Below are 16,336 nucleotides of genomic sequence, written 5' to 3'. Positions count from 1 at the left end.
TCTTCCTCCATTCAGTACAAAGGCATAATGGGTCTTTTTTATTGTGGCTCATCACCAAAAGTGGTAGATGACAATTTTTTAAATATATGCGCTGTAAATTAGTTGATTTCCGTTCGGATGGTGAGCCTTTATGATTCCAATAATAACATGATTTCACATCATTATGTCAGTGTCATAATAAGCAAAGGGTAGGGATATCTTCGTTTTTGTCTTAATAGATAATTTATCTTTTCAACGCATGAATGATATTGTAAGATGAAATAGACTCCATATGATTACCTTTTGCAAAGGAAAGGATGTTAGTTGATGATCCAATCTTTTTGGCAAAAGTATAAAAAAAGTATGTTGATCCCCGGCATACTTGTTATCAGTGGACTTAGTTACTTCTTTTTTTCGAGTTCTGACTCTTCACCTCCCCAAGAAGAGCTCATTGAAACAATCCAACCTATTGAACAACATGAAATAAAAGAATCTGTTGATGAAGCGGTCATACAGCAGGTGTTTGTTGATATAAAGGGTGCTGTTATGTATCCTGGTGTCTATGAGTTACAGCCTGATAAACGCATTATAGATGCCGTACATCTTGCAGGTGGCTATACCCAGGATGCTGATACGCAACTCATTAATCATGCGCAAAAAGTTGAGGATGAAATGGTTATTTACATTCCTCAAAAGGGTGAAAAGCTAGACGAGATTACCTCATCTATTTTGACGATGCCTACTGGTGGAACTTCACAAGGCGACAACGGTATGAAAGAGCAAAAGGTCAATTTAAATAAAGCAGATGAAGCAATGCTTACGACATTATCAGGTATTGGTCCATCAAAGGCACAAAGTATTATTTCGTACCGTGAGGAAAATGGTGGCTTTAAAACAATTGAGGATTTAAAAAAAGTGAGTGGTATTGGCGACAAAACATTTGAGAAACTGAAGGATTTTATTACAGTTAAGTAATGGTAGCAGGTATGTTTATTTGGAAAAATAGGTCGATAAAAGATATTTTTTTGTTGCTATTTGCTAATATATTCCCATTTTCAACTGATTGTAGCGTAGGGCTACCCGACTCCAGCAGGGAAGCGAGACAGACGAGACCTACACGGAGCGAATGTTTTCCGTGCGAAGGCGTAGTGCTAACGCAGCGAAAGCAACCTAGCGGAGGAAGCGGCTCGACGCTCGTCCGCAGGAAGCCTTGCTTTGTGCGAAAGCGAAGCGGTAGCTCGTAGCGGAAATCAGTGCCTTCTAATTAATTAGAGTGGATAAGAATGGTTAATTAACACACCTGTAACGGCAGTAAGTTTTGAGATATTGACGACTCTTTTCAAAAAGGGCTACACTATAGTAGAAAAGGACTGTTGCAATAAAAGCACAGCGTAAATAAACAATATAAGTAAAATTTCGGAGGTAGTCATATGGAGCGAATTACTTGGGATCAATTTTTCATGGCGCAAAGCCATTTACTCGCATTACGTAGTACATGTACAAGGCTTGCAGTAGGAGCAACTGTCGTTAGAGATAAGCGAATTATTGCAGGTGGCTATAATGGCTCAATTACAGGTGATGAACATTGTATAGAAAATGGTTGCTATGTGGTTGATAACCATTGTGTGCGCACAGTGCATGCTGAAATGAATGCACTACTACAATGTGCTAAATATGGGACGCCTACAAAAGGTGCAGACTTATATGTTACACATTTCCCATGTCTACCATGTACGAAATCTATTATTCAAGCAGGGATTGAACGTGTGTATTACGCTACGGATTATAAAAATAACCCTTATGCACAAGAGTTATTTGAAAAAGCAGGTGTAGAGGTAGTACACGTTCCGTTTGATGAACGTAAAATCGACTTCTTAAGCGACGAAAAATTAGCCTTGTACATAAACATGCTAAACGAACTTCGTGAAAGTGGTATGCCAGCAGAAAAATTGCTTCCATATGAACAGAAGGTGAGTTCATTATTTGGCAAAAAGCTTTAAAGCATAAATGGATTTACGTAGCACTAGCTGTACTTGTTGCTTCAATAGCGGCACACAAGTCAGCTTGGCTACTTGCCGTTCTTCTACTTTTCGCATTCTGGATTAAATGGAAAGGTGAAATACGTTTAATTTCAGCGCTTGTGATTGTCTTTGGATTTCTTTCCTATTTCTTCATCATTACATTCCAACTGACGGGTTCTTCCCCTCTACCGTCAACATTCCCAATAACTTGGTCGAGCGAATATAAAATAAATGGTCAAAAGCTCAGAGGCTTTGTAAAAACTGAAACAGATGAGAAGCTGTATGTCGTCTATACTTTTTCGTCAGAAGATGAGAAACGCTTTTATGAAACTATGTCATTGACAGGTAGGACCTATCTTGTTCAAGGCGAACTAATAGCACCCCTTCCACCCGCACATGAGTATGCGTTTTCTATGGAAAAATATTTAATCAGTAAAGGTGCTAGGGGAATATATGAAGTTTCAAACTGGACCTTTATAGAAGAGAAAAAATCCATTCGTTCGTTTCTTGCTAAACAGAGACACTATATGAAAAAACATATTGAAATAACATTCCCGAAGTCGCTAGTTGCAGAGGCACAATCACTTCTAATAGGATTGCAGGATCAAGTCGACCATGATCTTCAAAGAGCTTATCAAAAGCTTGGCATCACACATATATTTGCTATCTCTGGTTTACATGTGGCGTTCGTCACATGGTTGTTTTTTGAAGGTCTTCTACGTATAGGCGTAAGGACGGAAATAGCGACCTTAGTGTTACTCATTATCTTACCTATATATGGGGTGATAGCTGGAGGTGCTCCTTCCGTATGGCGTGCAGTATCTGTCGTAGAATTAATCATGTTAATGCGGTACTTTAGGTGGCACGTATCTAATGATGATGCACTAGCCATTAGCTTTATTTGTTTTGTTCTTCTTGAGCCAGGTGTCATTTATCAGATTGGCTTTCAATTGTCATATTTAGCAGCGGTTAGTCTCGTCTATTCAGCTGTCATTTTTAGACTTTTCGCGAACTGGTTAATCCGCTTATTTTTCATTACATTCGTGTGCCAGCTTCTTGTTTATCCATTATTGCTCCATCATTTTTATGAAATTTCTATTTCTTCATTTCTAGCAAATATTATTTTTGTACCACTGTTTTCCTTTGTCATTCTGCCTTTTAATATGACCATGTTTGTTATAACAATACTATCAATGCCAATAGCAAAAGCTTTATTTGATTTGTACGAGCCACTCCGTGTTTGGCTTACGAAGTTTATTTTATATCTTCAGGATTTGCCGTTTCAGCTGTGGTCGCCAGGGAAGCCTGCTATATGGCTTATTTGCGTGGCGTTAATAAGTGTATTAGCAGGCCTCTATTTTATCGAGATAAAACAGTATGGTAAATTTGCAGTTGTGATCTTCATTCCTGCATTATGTATTCATTTTTTGCCGATGCTGTTTAGCGAAACTAAACTGACTTTTTTAAATGTTGGTCAAGGTGATTGTACAGTTATTGAATTACCGTTTAGAAAGGCTGTGTATGTCATTGATTCCGGTGGCTTACTACGCTTTGAGCAGCAGGATATATGGAAGACGTCAGAAAGTCCATATGAGGTCGGGAGGCAAGTTGTTGTACCGTTTTTGAAAGGAAAAGGGATACGAAACATTGATATTTTTATCGCCACTCATGCAGATGCTGATCACGTAGAGGGCGCTGAAGAGATTTTGCAAGAGATTAACATGCATGAAATTCACCTCACCCCTGGTTCAATGGACAAGCCAGTAATGCGGGATTTACTGATGGAAGCCAAAAAGAAAAGAGTTCCTGTGAAAGAAAAAATGCAGGGAACAGCGTGGCGCATCGGAAACACTAGTTTTCATTATTTATGGCCCCGAGACACTCTATATGAGGGCAATGATGATTCAATCGTTTTATATATGCAACAGGGCTCATTTCGAACATTGTTAACAGGTGACTTAGAGGAGCATGGCGAACAGGAGCTTCTTCAACTTTACAACAAGCAGTTAGCGGATATGACATTGTTGAAGGCCGGGCACCATGGTAGTAAAACATCAAGTATTGAGCCGTTTGTAGAGCTGTTACGGCTCGAACTAACCATTTTCAGCGCTGGGCTCAATAATCGTTACCGTCATCCAAATGAAGAGATTGTGGAGCGTTTTACAAGTCGACATTTATCTACATTAACAACTGGAATAGATGGGACGATTGAAGTAAGAATTCGTAAAAATAGTTGGTCTGTGCAATAGGAAAAAGACCTTGTCCAATGAGCAAGGTCTTTTCCTAGACATAAAATTAATTATCTAGATGCTACTTCTACTATAATTGCGATAAGAAACATAAGCGTAAACATCCCAAATGATACACCGAAGCCAACTCCAGAATCGGTTGCATCGTTACGGCTACATTGTATGTTTTTTCCTTCAAATGGATTCATTGTTATCCCTCCAATTCTGTTATTTATTATAAGACATCAATTTCATAAAAGCTATAAAGAAACGGAGAATTTGCCATATGGCAAGGAATCGACACAATTCGGTCAAAGTCACAGAGGAATAAAAATCATGTATACTAGTAGTATTGCTACATGGAGGGAAAATTATGATTTCAACGGTTTGGAATAATATTAAAAAAGGACAGCTCTCACCAGTTTATTTACTCGTTGGTGAAGAAAGCTATTTTATAGACGAAACAGTTAAACGGTTAAAAGAAGCGATAGGGTCCGAAGAAGAGATCGAGATGTCAACATTTGATTTGGAAGAAATGCCAGTAGATGTCGTTATAGATGAAGCAGATACCATTCCTTTTTTCTCTGAGCGAAAGCTTATTATTGCTAAAAACGCATCTTTTTTAAAGGCAACAGAAAAGGGAAAAGAAAAAATTGACCATGATATAAAGCGTTTAGAATCATGGCTCGCTAACCCTTCTGATTTTTCAGTAACAGTATTTATCGCGCCGTATGAGAAATTGGATGAACGTAAAAAAGTGACAAAGATGATGAAGGAGCATGCGTTATTAGTCCAAGCTGAAACTCCAAAGGAACAGGACTTAGCTGTGTGGATACAAAGTATAGTGAAAGCAGAAGGCAACAGCATAAAACAAAATGCGATTGAGCAGCTTGTCGCAATGGTTGGACCAAATATGCTACAGTTGCAAATGGAAATTGAGAAGCTGACTATTTATGTTGGAGATGGTGGTGAAATAACTGCCACGCTAGTCGAGGATTTAGTAGCAAAAACATTAGAGCAGGATGCCTTTAAAATGTTAAATGCTTACTTTGCAAACGATTCTGTTGGAGCATTGTCTATTTATCACGATTTACTACGTCAAAAGCAAGAGCCTATCATGCTTGTTGGATTACTTGCATCAAATGTGCGTACGATGTCCAATGTCTTTTATTTATTAAAAAAGGGTTATCATCCACAGCAAATCGCAAAAAATTTAAAAATACATCCTTATCGTGTCAAGTTAATGGTTGAGCAGCGTAATCGTCCGTCAGAGGAAAGCTTATTGAAGGCTTTATATCAGTTAGCAGAGGTCGATTTACAACTGAAATCAACAGGAGGCAATCGTGAGCGTTTTTTAGAACTCTTCTTACTTCGCCGACTTTAAGGGATAACGGTTGTGTAGAATAAAAACAACTATTGATGAGCTGTCCGAAGCGATATGGGCAGCTCTTTTAGGCGTAATTGATTTTTCTTATAAATAAAAAGATCAGCAACTCTTAATAGAGTATACTGATCTTTTACAACAATTACGCTTTTTTAGCAAGGCGAGACTTTTTACGAGCCGCCGCGTTTTTGTGGATAAGTCCTTTTGAAGCTGCTTTATCTAAAGATTTGTAAGCTGCTTGTAAAAGTTCTTGTGTGTTTTCAGCTTTAGCAGCAACAGCGTTTTCAGCTTTTTTCACTGTAGTACGCATTGCAGATTTAGCTTTAGTGTTAGCAGCGTTAGCTTTTTCGTTAACTTTTACGCGTTTAATCGCAGATTTAATGTTTGGCATATGTTTCACCTCCTAAAATAGGTACGAGATGATATCTTCTCATTGATTTCTTGTGTCAATACAACAAAAATCATTTTAACAAACGCTTGGCCAAATTGCAATAGATAAATGCAAAGAATATTTACTTGACAGTTTGAACAAACTACAGTTGAGGTGAACTGTATGCAAAATTTTAATTGGCAACGTACAGATTTAATCGATGAATCTGAAGAGGTTGTATTACATCAAACGAAAGAACAAAAAGAAACGCTTGAAGAGTCGAGTGGTATTCAAATTGAAGATCGGAATGCTGGTCGGGTAAAAATTACTGATGTAGTAGTAAGTGCAGAAGGCGAGCAGCAAATTGGGAAAAAGAAGGGGCAGTACATTACTCTCTCTGTGCCTACTTTGACGTTAGAAGATCGAGATGGATTTGAGCAGCTTGAGAAAGAATTGCTTGGGAATTTTAAAAAAATGCATGAATCCATGTCATGGAAAGAAGATGACAAAATATTAATTATTGGTCTAGGTAATCGTACAATTACACCAGATGCTATAGGACCATATCTTATTGATCATTTGCATAGTTTAGATGTAATTGATGAAAAGTTCGTCATGTATGCGCCTGGTGTAACGGGGCAAACAGGCTATGAAACTGGTGAATTTGTGGCGGCCATAGCTGAACGTTTAAAGCCAAAATTAATTATTGTTGTAGACGCACTTGCAACAAGAGCTAGTGATCGCTTATGTAAAACAATTCAATTAACGGATACAGGGATACACCCTGGTTCAGGCGTAGGAAATAAGCGTAAGGAGATCTCATATGAGATGTTAGGCATTCCTGTTACTGCAATTGGTATCCCTACAGTAGTTGATGCACCTGTATTAATTGCCGATGCTGTAGAGGTAATGCTACGCTCTATAGCTGCACGAGTGTCAGAGCGGAGTAACCCTTCATCAAAATTGTCATTGTCTTCTTGGCAACCAGATATAAATAAAGAACTAGACATGTCTTTAGTACAGCCGATTTTTGGTGAATGGGCTACGTGGTCTAAAGAAGAGCGTCAGCAATTGTTTGCAGAGACTTTCGCAGGCTCGCATAAACAGCTGATGGTTACTCCAAAAGAAGCCGATTATTGGATAGATAATTATGCAAAACTCGTATCATCTATGCTTATGAATTGGGCAAATAATCTATAATTTTTTCCGTTCTAAAAGGCACATCCTCTCCATACGATAAGGGGAGGAGGGTGTGACTTTGCTAAAAAAACTACAGTGGTCATTTGGTTTATTATTGTTCTTCTTCGTATTACCTGTCATTGCTGGGCAACTTCCGTTCAACAAGCAAGCATCGACTCCGATTAAAGAGCCAGAGGATAAACCAGTCGTGTTTGCCGCTACTAATTTACCTGAACAAAGTGTCCTAGAGGAGACAAAAGAGGAAACTAAAGAGGAAATAAAAGATCCATTTAAAGTATTGTTAGTATTTACGCATTCACAGGAATCATATCAACCAATGGTGCAAGCTGTTAGCGGGAAAGCGGCAGTTTATGATGAAAAAACAAATATTTTTAATTTAAAAGATACTATTTCTAAGCATTTTAGTATGAACGGTATACAAACGGACGTTTTAGATGTTGATGTGATGAAGGAATTAAAACGTCAGAAAAAACTTTTTCCGGCAGCTTACAACGTTGTACGTCCTTATTTAGCAAAACGTTTACAAGAGCAATCCTACGATTTAGTGATTGATTTGCATCGAGATTCTGCCAGGAAAAATGCGACAACGATAACTCATAATAACGAATCATATGCACGGATTGCAATTGTCATTGGTGCAGAGCATAAAAATTATAGATGGAATACTGCGTATGCAGAAAGTTTATCAGCTACAATGAATGAAATCGTGCCGAAAATTTCTAGAGGTGTTATATCAAAAAGTGGTGACAATGTGGATGGACGTTATAATCAAGATTTAACAAAAGAAATGATTTTAATCGAAATAGGTGGAATTGACAATACAGAAGAAGAATTGAATCGTACAATTGCTGTAATAGGAAAAGCTATAGCAAAATCTTTTGTTACAGAAAAACAATAGTAAAAACAATAATATTAGAGAATATCATAATAGTCTCTATTTTTGCCAATTAGGCGTTACATTTAATATTTTTAAAAAGAATAATTGTTTACAAAAATGCTAGAAATTTTTTTAGGAAAAATAGAGGTTAAGCCTTTTAATTATTCGTTTCTTGCCTTATAATTTTCGAGTCAGCACATAAAGATTTGACTTTGAATTGTAAAAGTTTTGCGGCATATGCAATAGGCGAAATACGCTTTTAAAGCATCTACCTTTTTGGAGATGCTTTTTTTATGGGGAAAATGAACCTTTATTCCAAAAAGGATAAAGGGGGCAACTATACATATGAGAAAAATTTCATGTTGTTTATGTGATAAAATGTAAACTTTTATCAATACTCATCCGTCATTTATATAAGTGAATGCACTGATTCAATCGTTAAAAGGGGACGATGTAACTTAAAACTAACGTTTACACTATAAAAATGTCGCAAAGGTTTATGGATTACCGGAAGAAGAGGACGGAATATTATGTCAGGCAAGGCAGTCAATCATCGTTATATCCCTGGGTTAGACGGGGTTCGAGCTTTAGCAGTACTAGCTGTGATAGCTTATCATTTTAACTTCAAATGGGCCAGTGGTGGGTTCCTAGGAGTTGATATCTTTTTTGTTTTATCGGGTTACTTAATTACTTCTACTGTTTTACCCTTAAAAGGAAATCAGTTAACGGTAGGATTAGGGGCATTTTGGATTGGGCGATTTCGACGCCTACTACCTGCTGCATACGTAATGATTATTACTTCATTCGCTTGGGCTACCTTATTTCATAAGGAGCTTCTAGATACATTGCGTGGAGATGCAATATCCTCTATTTTTTATTCAAGTAATTGGTGGTTCATTTTTCATAAACTCTCTTATTTTGATAGTTTTGGATCTCCTTCACCTATAAAAAATTTATGGTCTTTAGCCATTGAGGAACAATTTTATCTAATTTGGCCAATTGTGTTAATGCTAGGGCTTTATCTTGTTAAAAAGCAGGCTAAATTAGCCATTTATATCTTTATCGCTGCAATATGCTCAGCTGTGTTAATGGGCATAATGTATGAACCAGGAGCGGATCCAAGTCGAGTATATTATGGGACAGATACGCGTTCTTTTGAATTACTTATAGGCTGCTGGCTAGCGCTCGTTTGGCCGATGAAAAGACTATCTTCTCAAAAATTATCTACCGACCATGTCAATAAACTAAATGCAATAAGTTTGGTTGCTTTTAGTATTTTCATTTTAAGTATTATTTTTGTAGATGAATATCAAACTTTCTTATATAGAGGAGGTATGTTCCTATTTTGTTTGAATGCAGCTATATTAATAGCGTGTGTTTGTCATCCAATTAGCATTTTAGGAAAAATACTTTCGTTGAAGCCTCTGCGTTGGATAGGTTCAAGATCGTATGGAATTTATCTATGGCATTATCCGATTATGGTATTGGGTACGCCAGTCCATGAAATAGGTAATCCTGCGTACTGGCGAGTTGCATTACAATTAGTTCTTATTTTAATGATTGCTGAATTATCGTATCGATTTATCGAAATGCCAATACGGAAGGAAGGATTCCGTGCCTACTATCGACAGCACCTTGTCGTTAATAAAAATAAGTGGAGCAGCCTTACAATTGCTAGAAAAATTTCAACGGTGCTCGTTCCACTATTCCTGTTAGTATTTTTTACTGGGATGACAGGTGTAGTAGGTGAAGAAAAAACGGAGTCAAAAGAGTCTCAACCAACAGAAATTAAAATCGATGGTGGAGAACAACCGTCTAAGCAGAATGATGCCGTAGCGAAAAAAGAAGCACTAGAAAGCGACTCAGGGAATGTTGAGAATGAAAAAGCTGAAGCTAGCCCTCCTGACAAAGAAGAACCTAAGCAGGGTGAAAATGATACAACTGCTAACCCTGAAAGTGAATCCTATAATGGAATATTAGCAATTGGAGATTCTTTAATGATAGACATCGCTTCAAGTTTGCATAATATCTATCCAAACATTACGATTGATGCAAAAATTGGCCGCCAAGTTTCACAAGCAATCCAATTGGCACCTAATTATGCTAGTTTTAATCAGCCAAATAAAGCTGTTATTATTCAACTTGGCACAAATGGTTTCTTTACGAATGATCAGATTGATGCACTACTTGGAGCTTTCGTCAATGCCGATATTTATTTAGTGAATACTCGGGTACCACGTGCTTGGGAAGGTAAAGTGAATTATTCATTACAACAAAAAGCTCAAGAGCATGATAATATTACATTGATTGATTGGCATTCGACTGCTATTAATCATCCAGAATTTTTTGCTCCAGATGGCGTACATTTAGAACAAAAAGGTATTAATACGTTAACGAGCCTAATTCAACAATCAGTCAATATATAATTTAGTAATAAAATATCCAGAGTGCACGTAAGTGTAGCTGGATATTTTTTGTAGGAAAATCTTAAGCACTCTGGCACTCTATTTAAAATAACCATTGATTTAACTTCTTTCAGTGGTTGTCCAAACACCCGCTGAAATAGAGGAACTCAGTCTAAGTACGCCACGTCCTGTGGCAACGACTGAGTGACCAACATCGTGTTGGCCCAAAGCCTCCGGCGGATGTCACGGAATTATACCGTTCTAATGTTGTGGTTTGTATAAGGTTCATACTAGTTTGAAGTATCCCATTTATATCAAGGGTTCAGAGCGTGTGGGACTAGTTGTTAGTCCTGAAATTTGCCACGCTTGCCAATAAATTTTGACAAAACAGTGTTACAGATTCCTCCCCTAATTCCTTTAATACATGACCGTAAATTTTTATAGACTCAGCCTACAGTCCAGATACGAGATTTTCATTCTACATTGGCGTTCCAGTATACTGTACTTTATTGTCGATACATATTTGCATAAAAAAAGATTAATGAGCCTAGTTACAAACCATTTTTAGATGCACAATAAATGACAAAGAAATTAAATAATCCAACTTTATATAAATAGTTGTATGCATCCATTTTTTTGCTAAATAATCAGAGAATTTAGGTAATTAAGATGAGTTGAAGGGAATACTGAGTGTGTGTGGTTTTTAAATAAGAAATAATACATTTGACTACCCTCAATTAATTCTAGTTTATTTCTCAATCTAGAGATAGAATATTCAGAATAATTTGACGTTACTATTTATCTTTGATAATATGAAATCGCATACATCACTTACATAGAAACTGGGGGGAGTAAAGCAAATGGTGAAAACTCTGTATAAACTAGATTTAAGCAAATCAATGGAAGAACAGGCGCATCCTGGTCACAATCGATGGCATCCAGACATACCAGCAGCATTTTCAGTAGATCCAGGCACTTCTTTTAGAATGGAATGTAAAGACTGGACAGATGGACAAATTAAAAATGATGATAGTCCAAATGATATTCGGGATGTGAATCTTGCACGTGTTCATGTGTTGAGTGGACCGGTTTATGTGAACGGCGTTGAACCTGGAGATTTACTTGTCGTAGATATTTTAGATATTGGTACTTTTCAAGATTCGGCGTGGGGGTTTAACGGCATTTTCGCAAGAGAGAATGGGGGAAGTTTCTTAGTTGACGAATTTCCAGAAGCAACTAAATCAATCTGGGATTTTGAAGGCATTTATACGACTTCGAGACATGTACCTGGTGTGAAGTTTGCTGGGATTGTCCATCCTGGCTTAATAGGCGTTGCTCCCTCTATGGAACTTTTGCAAAAATGGAATGAACGAGAAAAAGAACTCATCATGACCAACCCGGCCCGGGTTCCAACGTTGGCCAATGCACCGACTCCGGAGAGGGCAGTGCTCGGCACATTAAAAGGGGCTGAGTTTGATCGAGTAGCTAAGGAAGGAGCTCGAACAGTACCACCAAGGGAAAATGGCGGAAACTGTGATATTAAAAATCTATCTAAAGGGTCGAAAATCTTCTTCCCAGTATTTGTGGAAGGGGCTAAGTTATCGGTAGGAGATCTTCATTTTTCACAAGGGGATGGAGAAATCACATTTTGTGGTGGTATCGAGATGGCAGGATGGATTGATCTAAAGGTGGATGTCATTAAAGGTGGCATGGAAACCTATAAAATTTACGAGAATCCTGTATTCCAACCGGGCCCAGTAGATCCAAACTATAATGATTTCCTCGTTTTCCAAGGGATTTCAGTAGATAATAAGGATGGGAAACAACATTATTTAGATGCTAATCTTGCGTTTCGTCGGGCATGCTTGAATGCCATTGAGTATTTAAAAACGCTTGGTTATACAGGTGAACAAGCCTATATGTTGCTGAGTACAGCACCAGTTGAAAGTCGAATCAATGGCATAGTTGATGTTCCAAATGCTTGTTGTACCATTGCAATCCCTACAAAAATATTCGATAAAAATATTATGCCAAAATGATAGGATAAGGAGGTTTATTCTTGCCTAGTTACACATTTCGTTGCAATGATTGTGGAGATTTTACGTTATTTTTTAAATCGATGGCAGGGAATAAAGACAAATCAATTTGTCCTATTTGCCAATTAGAGTCAAATCGAGTCTATTTTGCACCGAATGTGTATACACTTTCGAGAGCACTTAGTTCGCAAATCGAAAAGGGAATGGAACCGCAAATTATGAGTCGAGAAGAATTAGGGACCAATAAGCCAAGGAAAAAGGCGGGCGCAAATCGTCCGTGGCAATTCGGGTAAGCACCTATTGCTTCATTGGATATATTGGATAAAGATGCCATTCTATCGTTCAGAGGCGCCTACTGTGATAGGCGAAAATAATTGTCGGTAGGTTTTTTTTTCAGATCCCGACAGAAGACTCCCACTTCAAGCGTTAGCTAAGTGGCGAGTAGTTTTCAATTCAACGTATATTAATCATCTCTAAACGACAAAAAAGCTGATTGCCCGTTGTAAAATGGCCAATCAGCTTTTTGTGGAGTCTTGAAGTGCATTATTAAAGCGCCTAGCGGTTTAACAGCTTGTCTGGACATAACTTAGACACAATTCTGACAAACGGAGAGGCATATCATTTGTTAAGTAATTTGTTCGATTTCTAATAATTAAGTTAGAACCGTAACATAATCCACGAATATCTTCATCAAACATCAGTGTATGGATCTCTAGCCAATTCCAACAAATACTCCTAATATTTCGCAGTGGATTTGATCATTTTCATCTGTGAGGAAGAGGTCGATCTCTTGATATCTGCCTCGTAAATCTTCTGGAAATTTTTCGAATTATACTCGTGAAGTTTATTATTAATCGGATAAACAATGGCATGTCTTTTTAGAGAGTGGTATTTTACGTGATAAAAATGTAGATAAATGCGAAAGATGTTCTGAACATATTCCTTGGACAAATATGTATAGTGCTATTTTTATGTAAGTGAGATATTCTTATAATTTACCAACAAAAAAGATTGAAGCAATTAGCCTCACTCTTTCTGACTTACGCATTCTTTTACACACGCTCGCCGTATTTTATTAGTCCCAAACTAGCCCCAAATAGCCTCGAAATCATGCTGTAATATACATTAACCTGCAAAATCTAAAAACCGCATAAAACACTTACAAGTATTGATGTAATAGGCTTTCTAGTCTAGTTGTTGTTGTACTTTGCATATCATTCATAGTATAATTCATTATAGTTTAATTAGGAGTGGAAAAGATGAACCGAGAAGCACGTTTAAAAAGACAAGAGAATATTCGAAATTTCTCTATTATTGCACATATTGACCACGGGAAATCAACGCTTGCTGACCGTATTTTAGAGCAAACGAAATCATTAACATCTCGTGAAATGAAGGCACAGCTCCTTGACTCAATGGATTTAGAACGTGAGCGAGGCATTACGATTAAATTAAATGCGGTACAATTAAAGTACGAAGCAAAAGATGGCGAAGTGTATACATTCCATTTGATCGACACACCAGGGCACGTCGATTTCACATATGAAGTATCACGTAGTTTAGCTGCTTGTGAAGGTGCTATTTTAGTTGTAGACGCAGCACAAGGTATTGAAGCACAAACACTAGCAAATGTTTATTTAGCTCTTGATAATGACCTTGAAATTTTACCAGTTATCAATAAAATCGATTTACCAGCTGCAGACCCAGAACGCGTTCGTCAAGAAGTTGAAGACGTAATCGGGTTAGATGCTTCTGAAGCGGTTTTAGCTTCTGCTAAAGCTGGTATCGGAATTGAAGATATTTTAGAACAAATTGTAGAGAAAGTGCCTGCACCAACTGGTGATCCAGAAGCACCTTTACAAGCCCTTATTTTTGACTCTGTTTATGATGCTTATAAAGGTGTTATTATTTCCATTCGAATTATGAATGGTACAGTAAAACCTGGCGATAAAATTCGAATGATGGCTACTGGAGCAGAATTTGAAGTTATCGAAGTTGGTGTACACACACCGAAAGTTGTAGCACAGTCTGAATTAACAGTTGGTGACGTAGGCTATTTAACAGCCTCCATTAAAAATGTAGGGGATACTCGTGTCGGGGATACAGTTACATTTGCTAATCGCCCAGCAGCTGAGCCATTAGCAGGTTATCGTCGTTTAAATCCAATGGTATACTGCGGATTATATCCAATCGATACAGCGAGATATAATGACTTACGTGAAGCGTTAGAAAAGTTAGAGCTTAATGACTCTGCACTTCAATATGAGCCAGAGACATCGCAAGCACTGGGATTTGGTTTCCGCTGTGGCTTCTTAGGGCTTTTACACATGGAAATCATTCAAGAGCGTATTGAGCGTGAGTTTAACATTGATCTAATCACAACGGCGCCTTCTGTAATTTACAATGTTCACATGACAGATGGATCTTCAGTTAAAGTTGACAACCCGTCATTTATGCCGGATCCTCAAAAAATTGATCGAGTGGAAGAACCATATGTAAAAGCTACCATTATGGTACCGAACGATTATGTAGGAGCTGTTATGGAGCTTTGTCAATTAAAACGCGGTAACTTCATGACAATGGATTATATCGATACTACACGTGTCAGCATTATTTATGAAATGCCGTTATCAGAAATCGTTTATGATTTCTTTGATTATTTAAAATCAAATACGAAGGGCTATGCGTCATTTGACTATGAACTCATTGGTTATCAGACTTCAAAACTAGTGAAGATGGATATCTTATTAAATGGTGAGCAAGTCGATGCACTAAGCTTTATCGTGCACCGTGACTTTGCGTATGAGCGAGGTAAAGTCATCGTTGAAAAACTAAAAGAATTAATCCCACGCCAACAATTTGAAGTACCAATTCAAGCAGCTGTTGGACAAAAAATTGTCGCTCGTTCAACAATTAAAGCGATGCGTAAAAACGTTTTAGCAAAATGTTACGGTGGGGATATTTCTCGTAAACGAAAACTTCTTGATAAACAAAAAGAAGGTAAAAAACGTATGAAACAAGTAGGTTCAGTCGAAGTACCACAAGAAGCATTCATGGCTGTTCTGAAGATGGATGATTCGAAGTAATTCAGTAGTGATAAGTCAGTAGTGATAAGGGTTTGTAACGTATTTAGATAATTTATATAAGGGTTAAATGGTAGGGTTCCCCACCATTTAACCACCATAAAAAAATACGTTATCAATTCTTATATATCTTGAGCGAATGAATCAAAGATGTTCGCATCATCTCTGGCCATTTTCTCGGTGAGGTGGACATAGCGATCTTCTGTTACGGCAGCTCAGCTATGCCCCAATCTTTTTTATACAGTTTTAACAGGTGAGCCATTCTCATTAATATTGTTGCATGTGTGTGACGCAATGAATGATAGTTAAACTGATTTTAATGTTTCACTAATTTTCCAAGTATTATATTTGATGACACTTGGCGTACAATGTGCGCCATTTTCTTTTTTACATACATAATCATGTTACAGTAAACGAGTAAATGTAGCATAAGCTAGCGTTATTTTTATGCCTTCATCCATCTTTTTGTTATGATTAAGTAGCATCAAGGAGGGAACAAAATGAAAATATATAAAAATGATGACGAAATGATTGATGATTTATATACAATCATTCGGTACATTCAATCGAATCACCAAGAAAATTCTGAGGTACTTGAAACATCTTATGAAATAGAAGATGCAGTAAGCAAAATAAGAGAATCTTTAGGCGTTTAATTCGTAGCCCTCCACAATCATTGAACTGCTCCCCAATTATTAGACACTCAATCTAACAATTGGAGGTGCAGTTTTTGTATGGTTAAATTTAAAGAAA

13 protein-coding genes are annotated in these 16,336 nt (G+C 37.4%); 11 read left to right on the top strand and 2 right to left on the bottom strand.

Annotated elements, in window-relative coordinates; translation table 11 throughout:
• Positions 1–306: 306 nt before the first annotated feature.
• From AC3WSK_RS18760 to AC3WSK_RS18750, 3 genes are all read left to right on the top strand, one after another.
• The gene (locus AC3WSK_RS18760) at positions 307–954 is read left to right on the top strand and encodes a helix-hairpin-helix domain-containing protein (protein WP_427483556.1); all 648 of its coding nucleotides are present in this window, start codon (positions 307–309) and stop codon (positions 952–954) included.
• A 455-nt stretch (positions 955–1,409) separates the two neighbouring features.
• Positions 1,410–1,979 (top strand): ComE operon protein 2, encoded by a 570-nt coding sequence (locus AC3WSK_RS18755; RefSeq protein WP_079562880.1) that lies wholly within the window; start codon positions 1,410–1,412, stop codon positions 1,977–1,979.
• 434 nt (positions 1,980–2,413) lie between these two features.
• Positions 2,414–4,249 carry a DNA internalization-related competence protein ComEC/Rec2 gene (locus AC3WSK_RS18750; protein ID WP_492414371.1) on the top strand — a complete coding sequence of 612 codons (1,836 nt, stop codon included), beginning with the start codon at positions 2,414–2,416 and terminating at the stop codon, positions 4,247–4,249.
• Between the two features lie 50 nt (positions 4,250–4,299).
• On the opposite strand, the gene AC3WSK_RS18745 is transcribed toward AC3WSK_RS18750, so the two are convergent.
• Positions 4,300–4,437 (bottom strand): YqzM family protein, encoded by a 138-nt coding sequence (locus AC3WSK_RS18745; protein ID WP_079562882.1) that lies wholly within the window; start codon positions 4,435–4,437, stop codon positions 4,300–4,302.
• A 164-nt stretch (positions 4,438–4,601) separates the two neighbouring features.
• On the opposite strand from AC3WSK_RS18745, the gene holA reads away from it, so the two are divergent.
• Entirely contained in the window at positions 4,602–5,612 is a 1,011-nt protein-coding gene (holA, locus tag AC3WSK_RS18740) for a DNA polymerase III subunit delta (RefSeq protein WP_079562883.1), read from the top strand.
• 142 nt (positions 5,613–5,754) lie between these two features.
• Here holA and rpsT read toward each other — a convergent pair whose 3' ends face one another.
• Entirely contained in the window at positions 5,755–6,003 is a 249-nt protein-coding gene (gene rpsT, locus AC3WSK_RS18735) for a 30S ribosomal protein S20 (RefSeq protein ID WP_079562884.1), read from the bottom strand.
• 162 nt (positions 6,004–6,165) lie between these two features.
• On the opposite strand from rpsT, the gene gpr reads away from it, so the two are divergent.
• The 7 genes from gpr to AC3WSK_RS18700 all read left to right on the top strand — a co-directional run bounded on the left by gpr (position 6,166) and on the right by AC3WSK_RS18700 (position 16,239).
• Complete coding sequence (gene gpr, locus AC3WSK_RS18730; protein ID WP_427483558.1) at positions 6,166–7,182, top strand: GPR endopeptidase; 1,017 nt, start codon at positions 6,166–6,168, stop codon at positions 7,180–7,182.
• Between the two features lie 52 nt (positions 7,183–7,234).
• A complete protein-coding gene (spoIIP, locus tag AC3WSK_RS18725) occupies positions 7,235–8,080 on the top strand; it encodes a stage II sporulation protein P (RefSeq protein ID WP_240518340.1) in 846 nt (281 codons plus the stop codon).
• A 509-nt stretch (positions 8,081–8,589) separates the two neighbouring features.
• Entirely contained in the window at positions 8,590–10,485 is a 1,896-nt protein-coding gene (locus tag AC3WSK_RS18720; protein WP_492414372.1) for an acyltransferase family protein, read from the top strand.
• An 839-nt stretch (positions 10,486–11,324) separates the two neighbouring features.
• On the top strand, positions 11,325–12,503 hold the full coding sequence (gene fmdA / locus AC3WSK_RS18715; protein ID WP_079562888.1) for a formamidase: 1,179 nt from the start codon (positions 11,325–11,327) through the stop codon (positions 12,501–12,503).
• A 20-nt stretch (positions 12,504–12,523) separates the two neighbouring features.
• Positions 12,524–12,793 (top strand): FmdB family zinc ribbon protein, encoded by a 270-nt coding sequence (locus AC3WSK_RS18710; protein ID WP_240518341.1) that lies wholly within the window; start codon positions 12,524–12,526, stop codon positions 12,791–12,793.
• 966 nt (positions 12,794–13,759) lie between these two features.
• Positions 13,760–15,586 (top strand): translation elongation factor 4, encoded by a 1,827-nt coding sequence (gene lepA, locus AC3WSK_RS18705; RefSeq protein WP_079562889.1) that lies wholly within the window; start codon positions 13,760–13,762, stop codon positions 15,584–15,586.
• A 497-nt stretch (positions 15,587–16,083) separates the two neighbouring features.
• Positions 16,084–16,239: a hypothetical protein gene (locus AC3WSK_RS18700; protein WP_170939016.1), complete on the top strand. Its 156-nt coding sequence runs from the start codon at positions 16,084–16,086 to the stop codon at positions 16,237–16,239.
• Positions 16,240–16,336: the final 97 nt, after the last annotated feature.

This window comes from Lysinibacillus sp. EB271-A1-10B, assembly GCF_058791335.1.
Note: the sequence above shows the minus strand (reverse complement) of the source record. Positions and strands in the feature narration are given on the sequence as shown.

Bases quoted from the DNA above. Each gene is read 5' to 3' on its own strand.
- AC3WSK_RS18760 (WP_427483556.1), top strand. From the start codon at position 307: ATGATCCAATCTTTTTGGCAAAAGTATAAAAAAAGTATGTTGATCCCC.
- AC3WSK_RS18755 (WP_079562880.1), top strand. From the start codon at position 1,410: ATGGAGCGAATTACTTGGGATCAATTTTTCATGGCGCAAAGCCATTTA.
- fmdA (WP_079562888.1), top strand. From the start codon at position 11,325: ATGGTGAAAACTCTGTATAAACTAGATTTAAGCAAATCAATGGAAGAA.
- AC3WSK_RS18745 (WP_079562882.1), bottom strand. From the start codon at position 4,437: ATGAATCCATTTGAAGGAAAAAACATACAATGTAGCCGTAACGATGCA.
- AC3WSK_RS18700 (WP_170939016.1), top strand. From the start codon at position 16,084: ATGAAAATATATAAAAATGATGACGAAATGATTGATGATTTATATACA.
- lepA (WP_079562889.1), top strand. From the start codon at position 13,760: ATGAACCGAGAAGCACGTTTAAAAAGACAAGAGAATATTCGAAATTTC.
- holA (WP_079562883.1), top strand. From the start codon at position 4,602: ATGATTTCAACGGTTTGGAATAATATTAAAAAAGGACAGCTCTCACCA.
- gpr (WP_427483558.1), top strand. From the start codon at position 6,166: ATGCAAAATTTTAATTGGCAACGTACAGATTTAATCGATGAATCTGAA.
- rpsT (WP_079562884.1), bottom strand. From the start codon at position 6,003: ATGCCAAACATTAAATCTGCGATTAAACGCGTAAAAGTTAACGAAAAA.
- AC3WSK_RS18720 (WP_492414372.1), top strand. From the start codon at position 8,590: ATGTCAGGCAAGGCAGTCAATCATCGTTATATCCCTGGGTTAGACGGG.
- AC3WSK_RS18750 (WP_492414371.1), top strand. From the start codon at position 2,414: ATGGAAAAATATTTAATCAGTAAAGGTGCTAGGGGAATATATGAAGTT.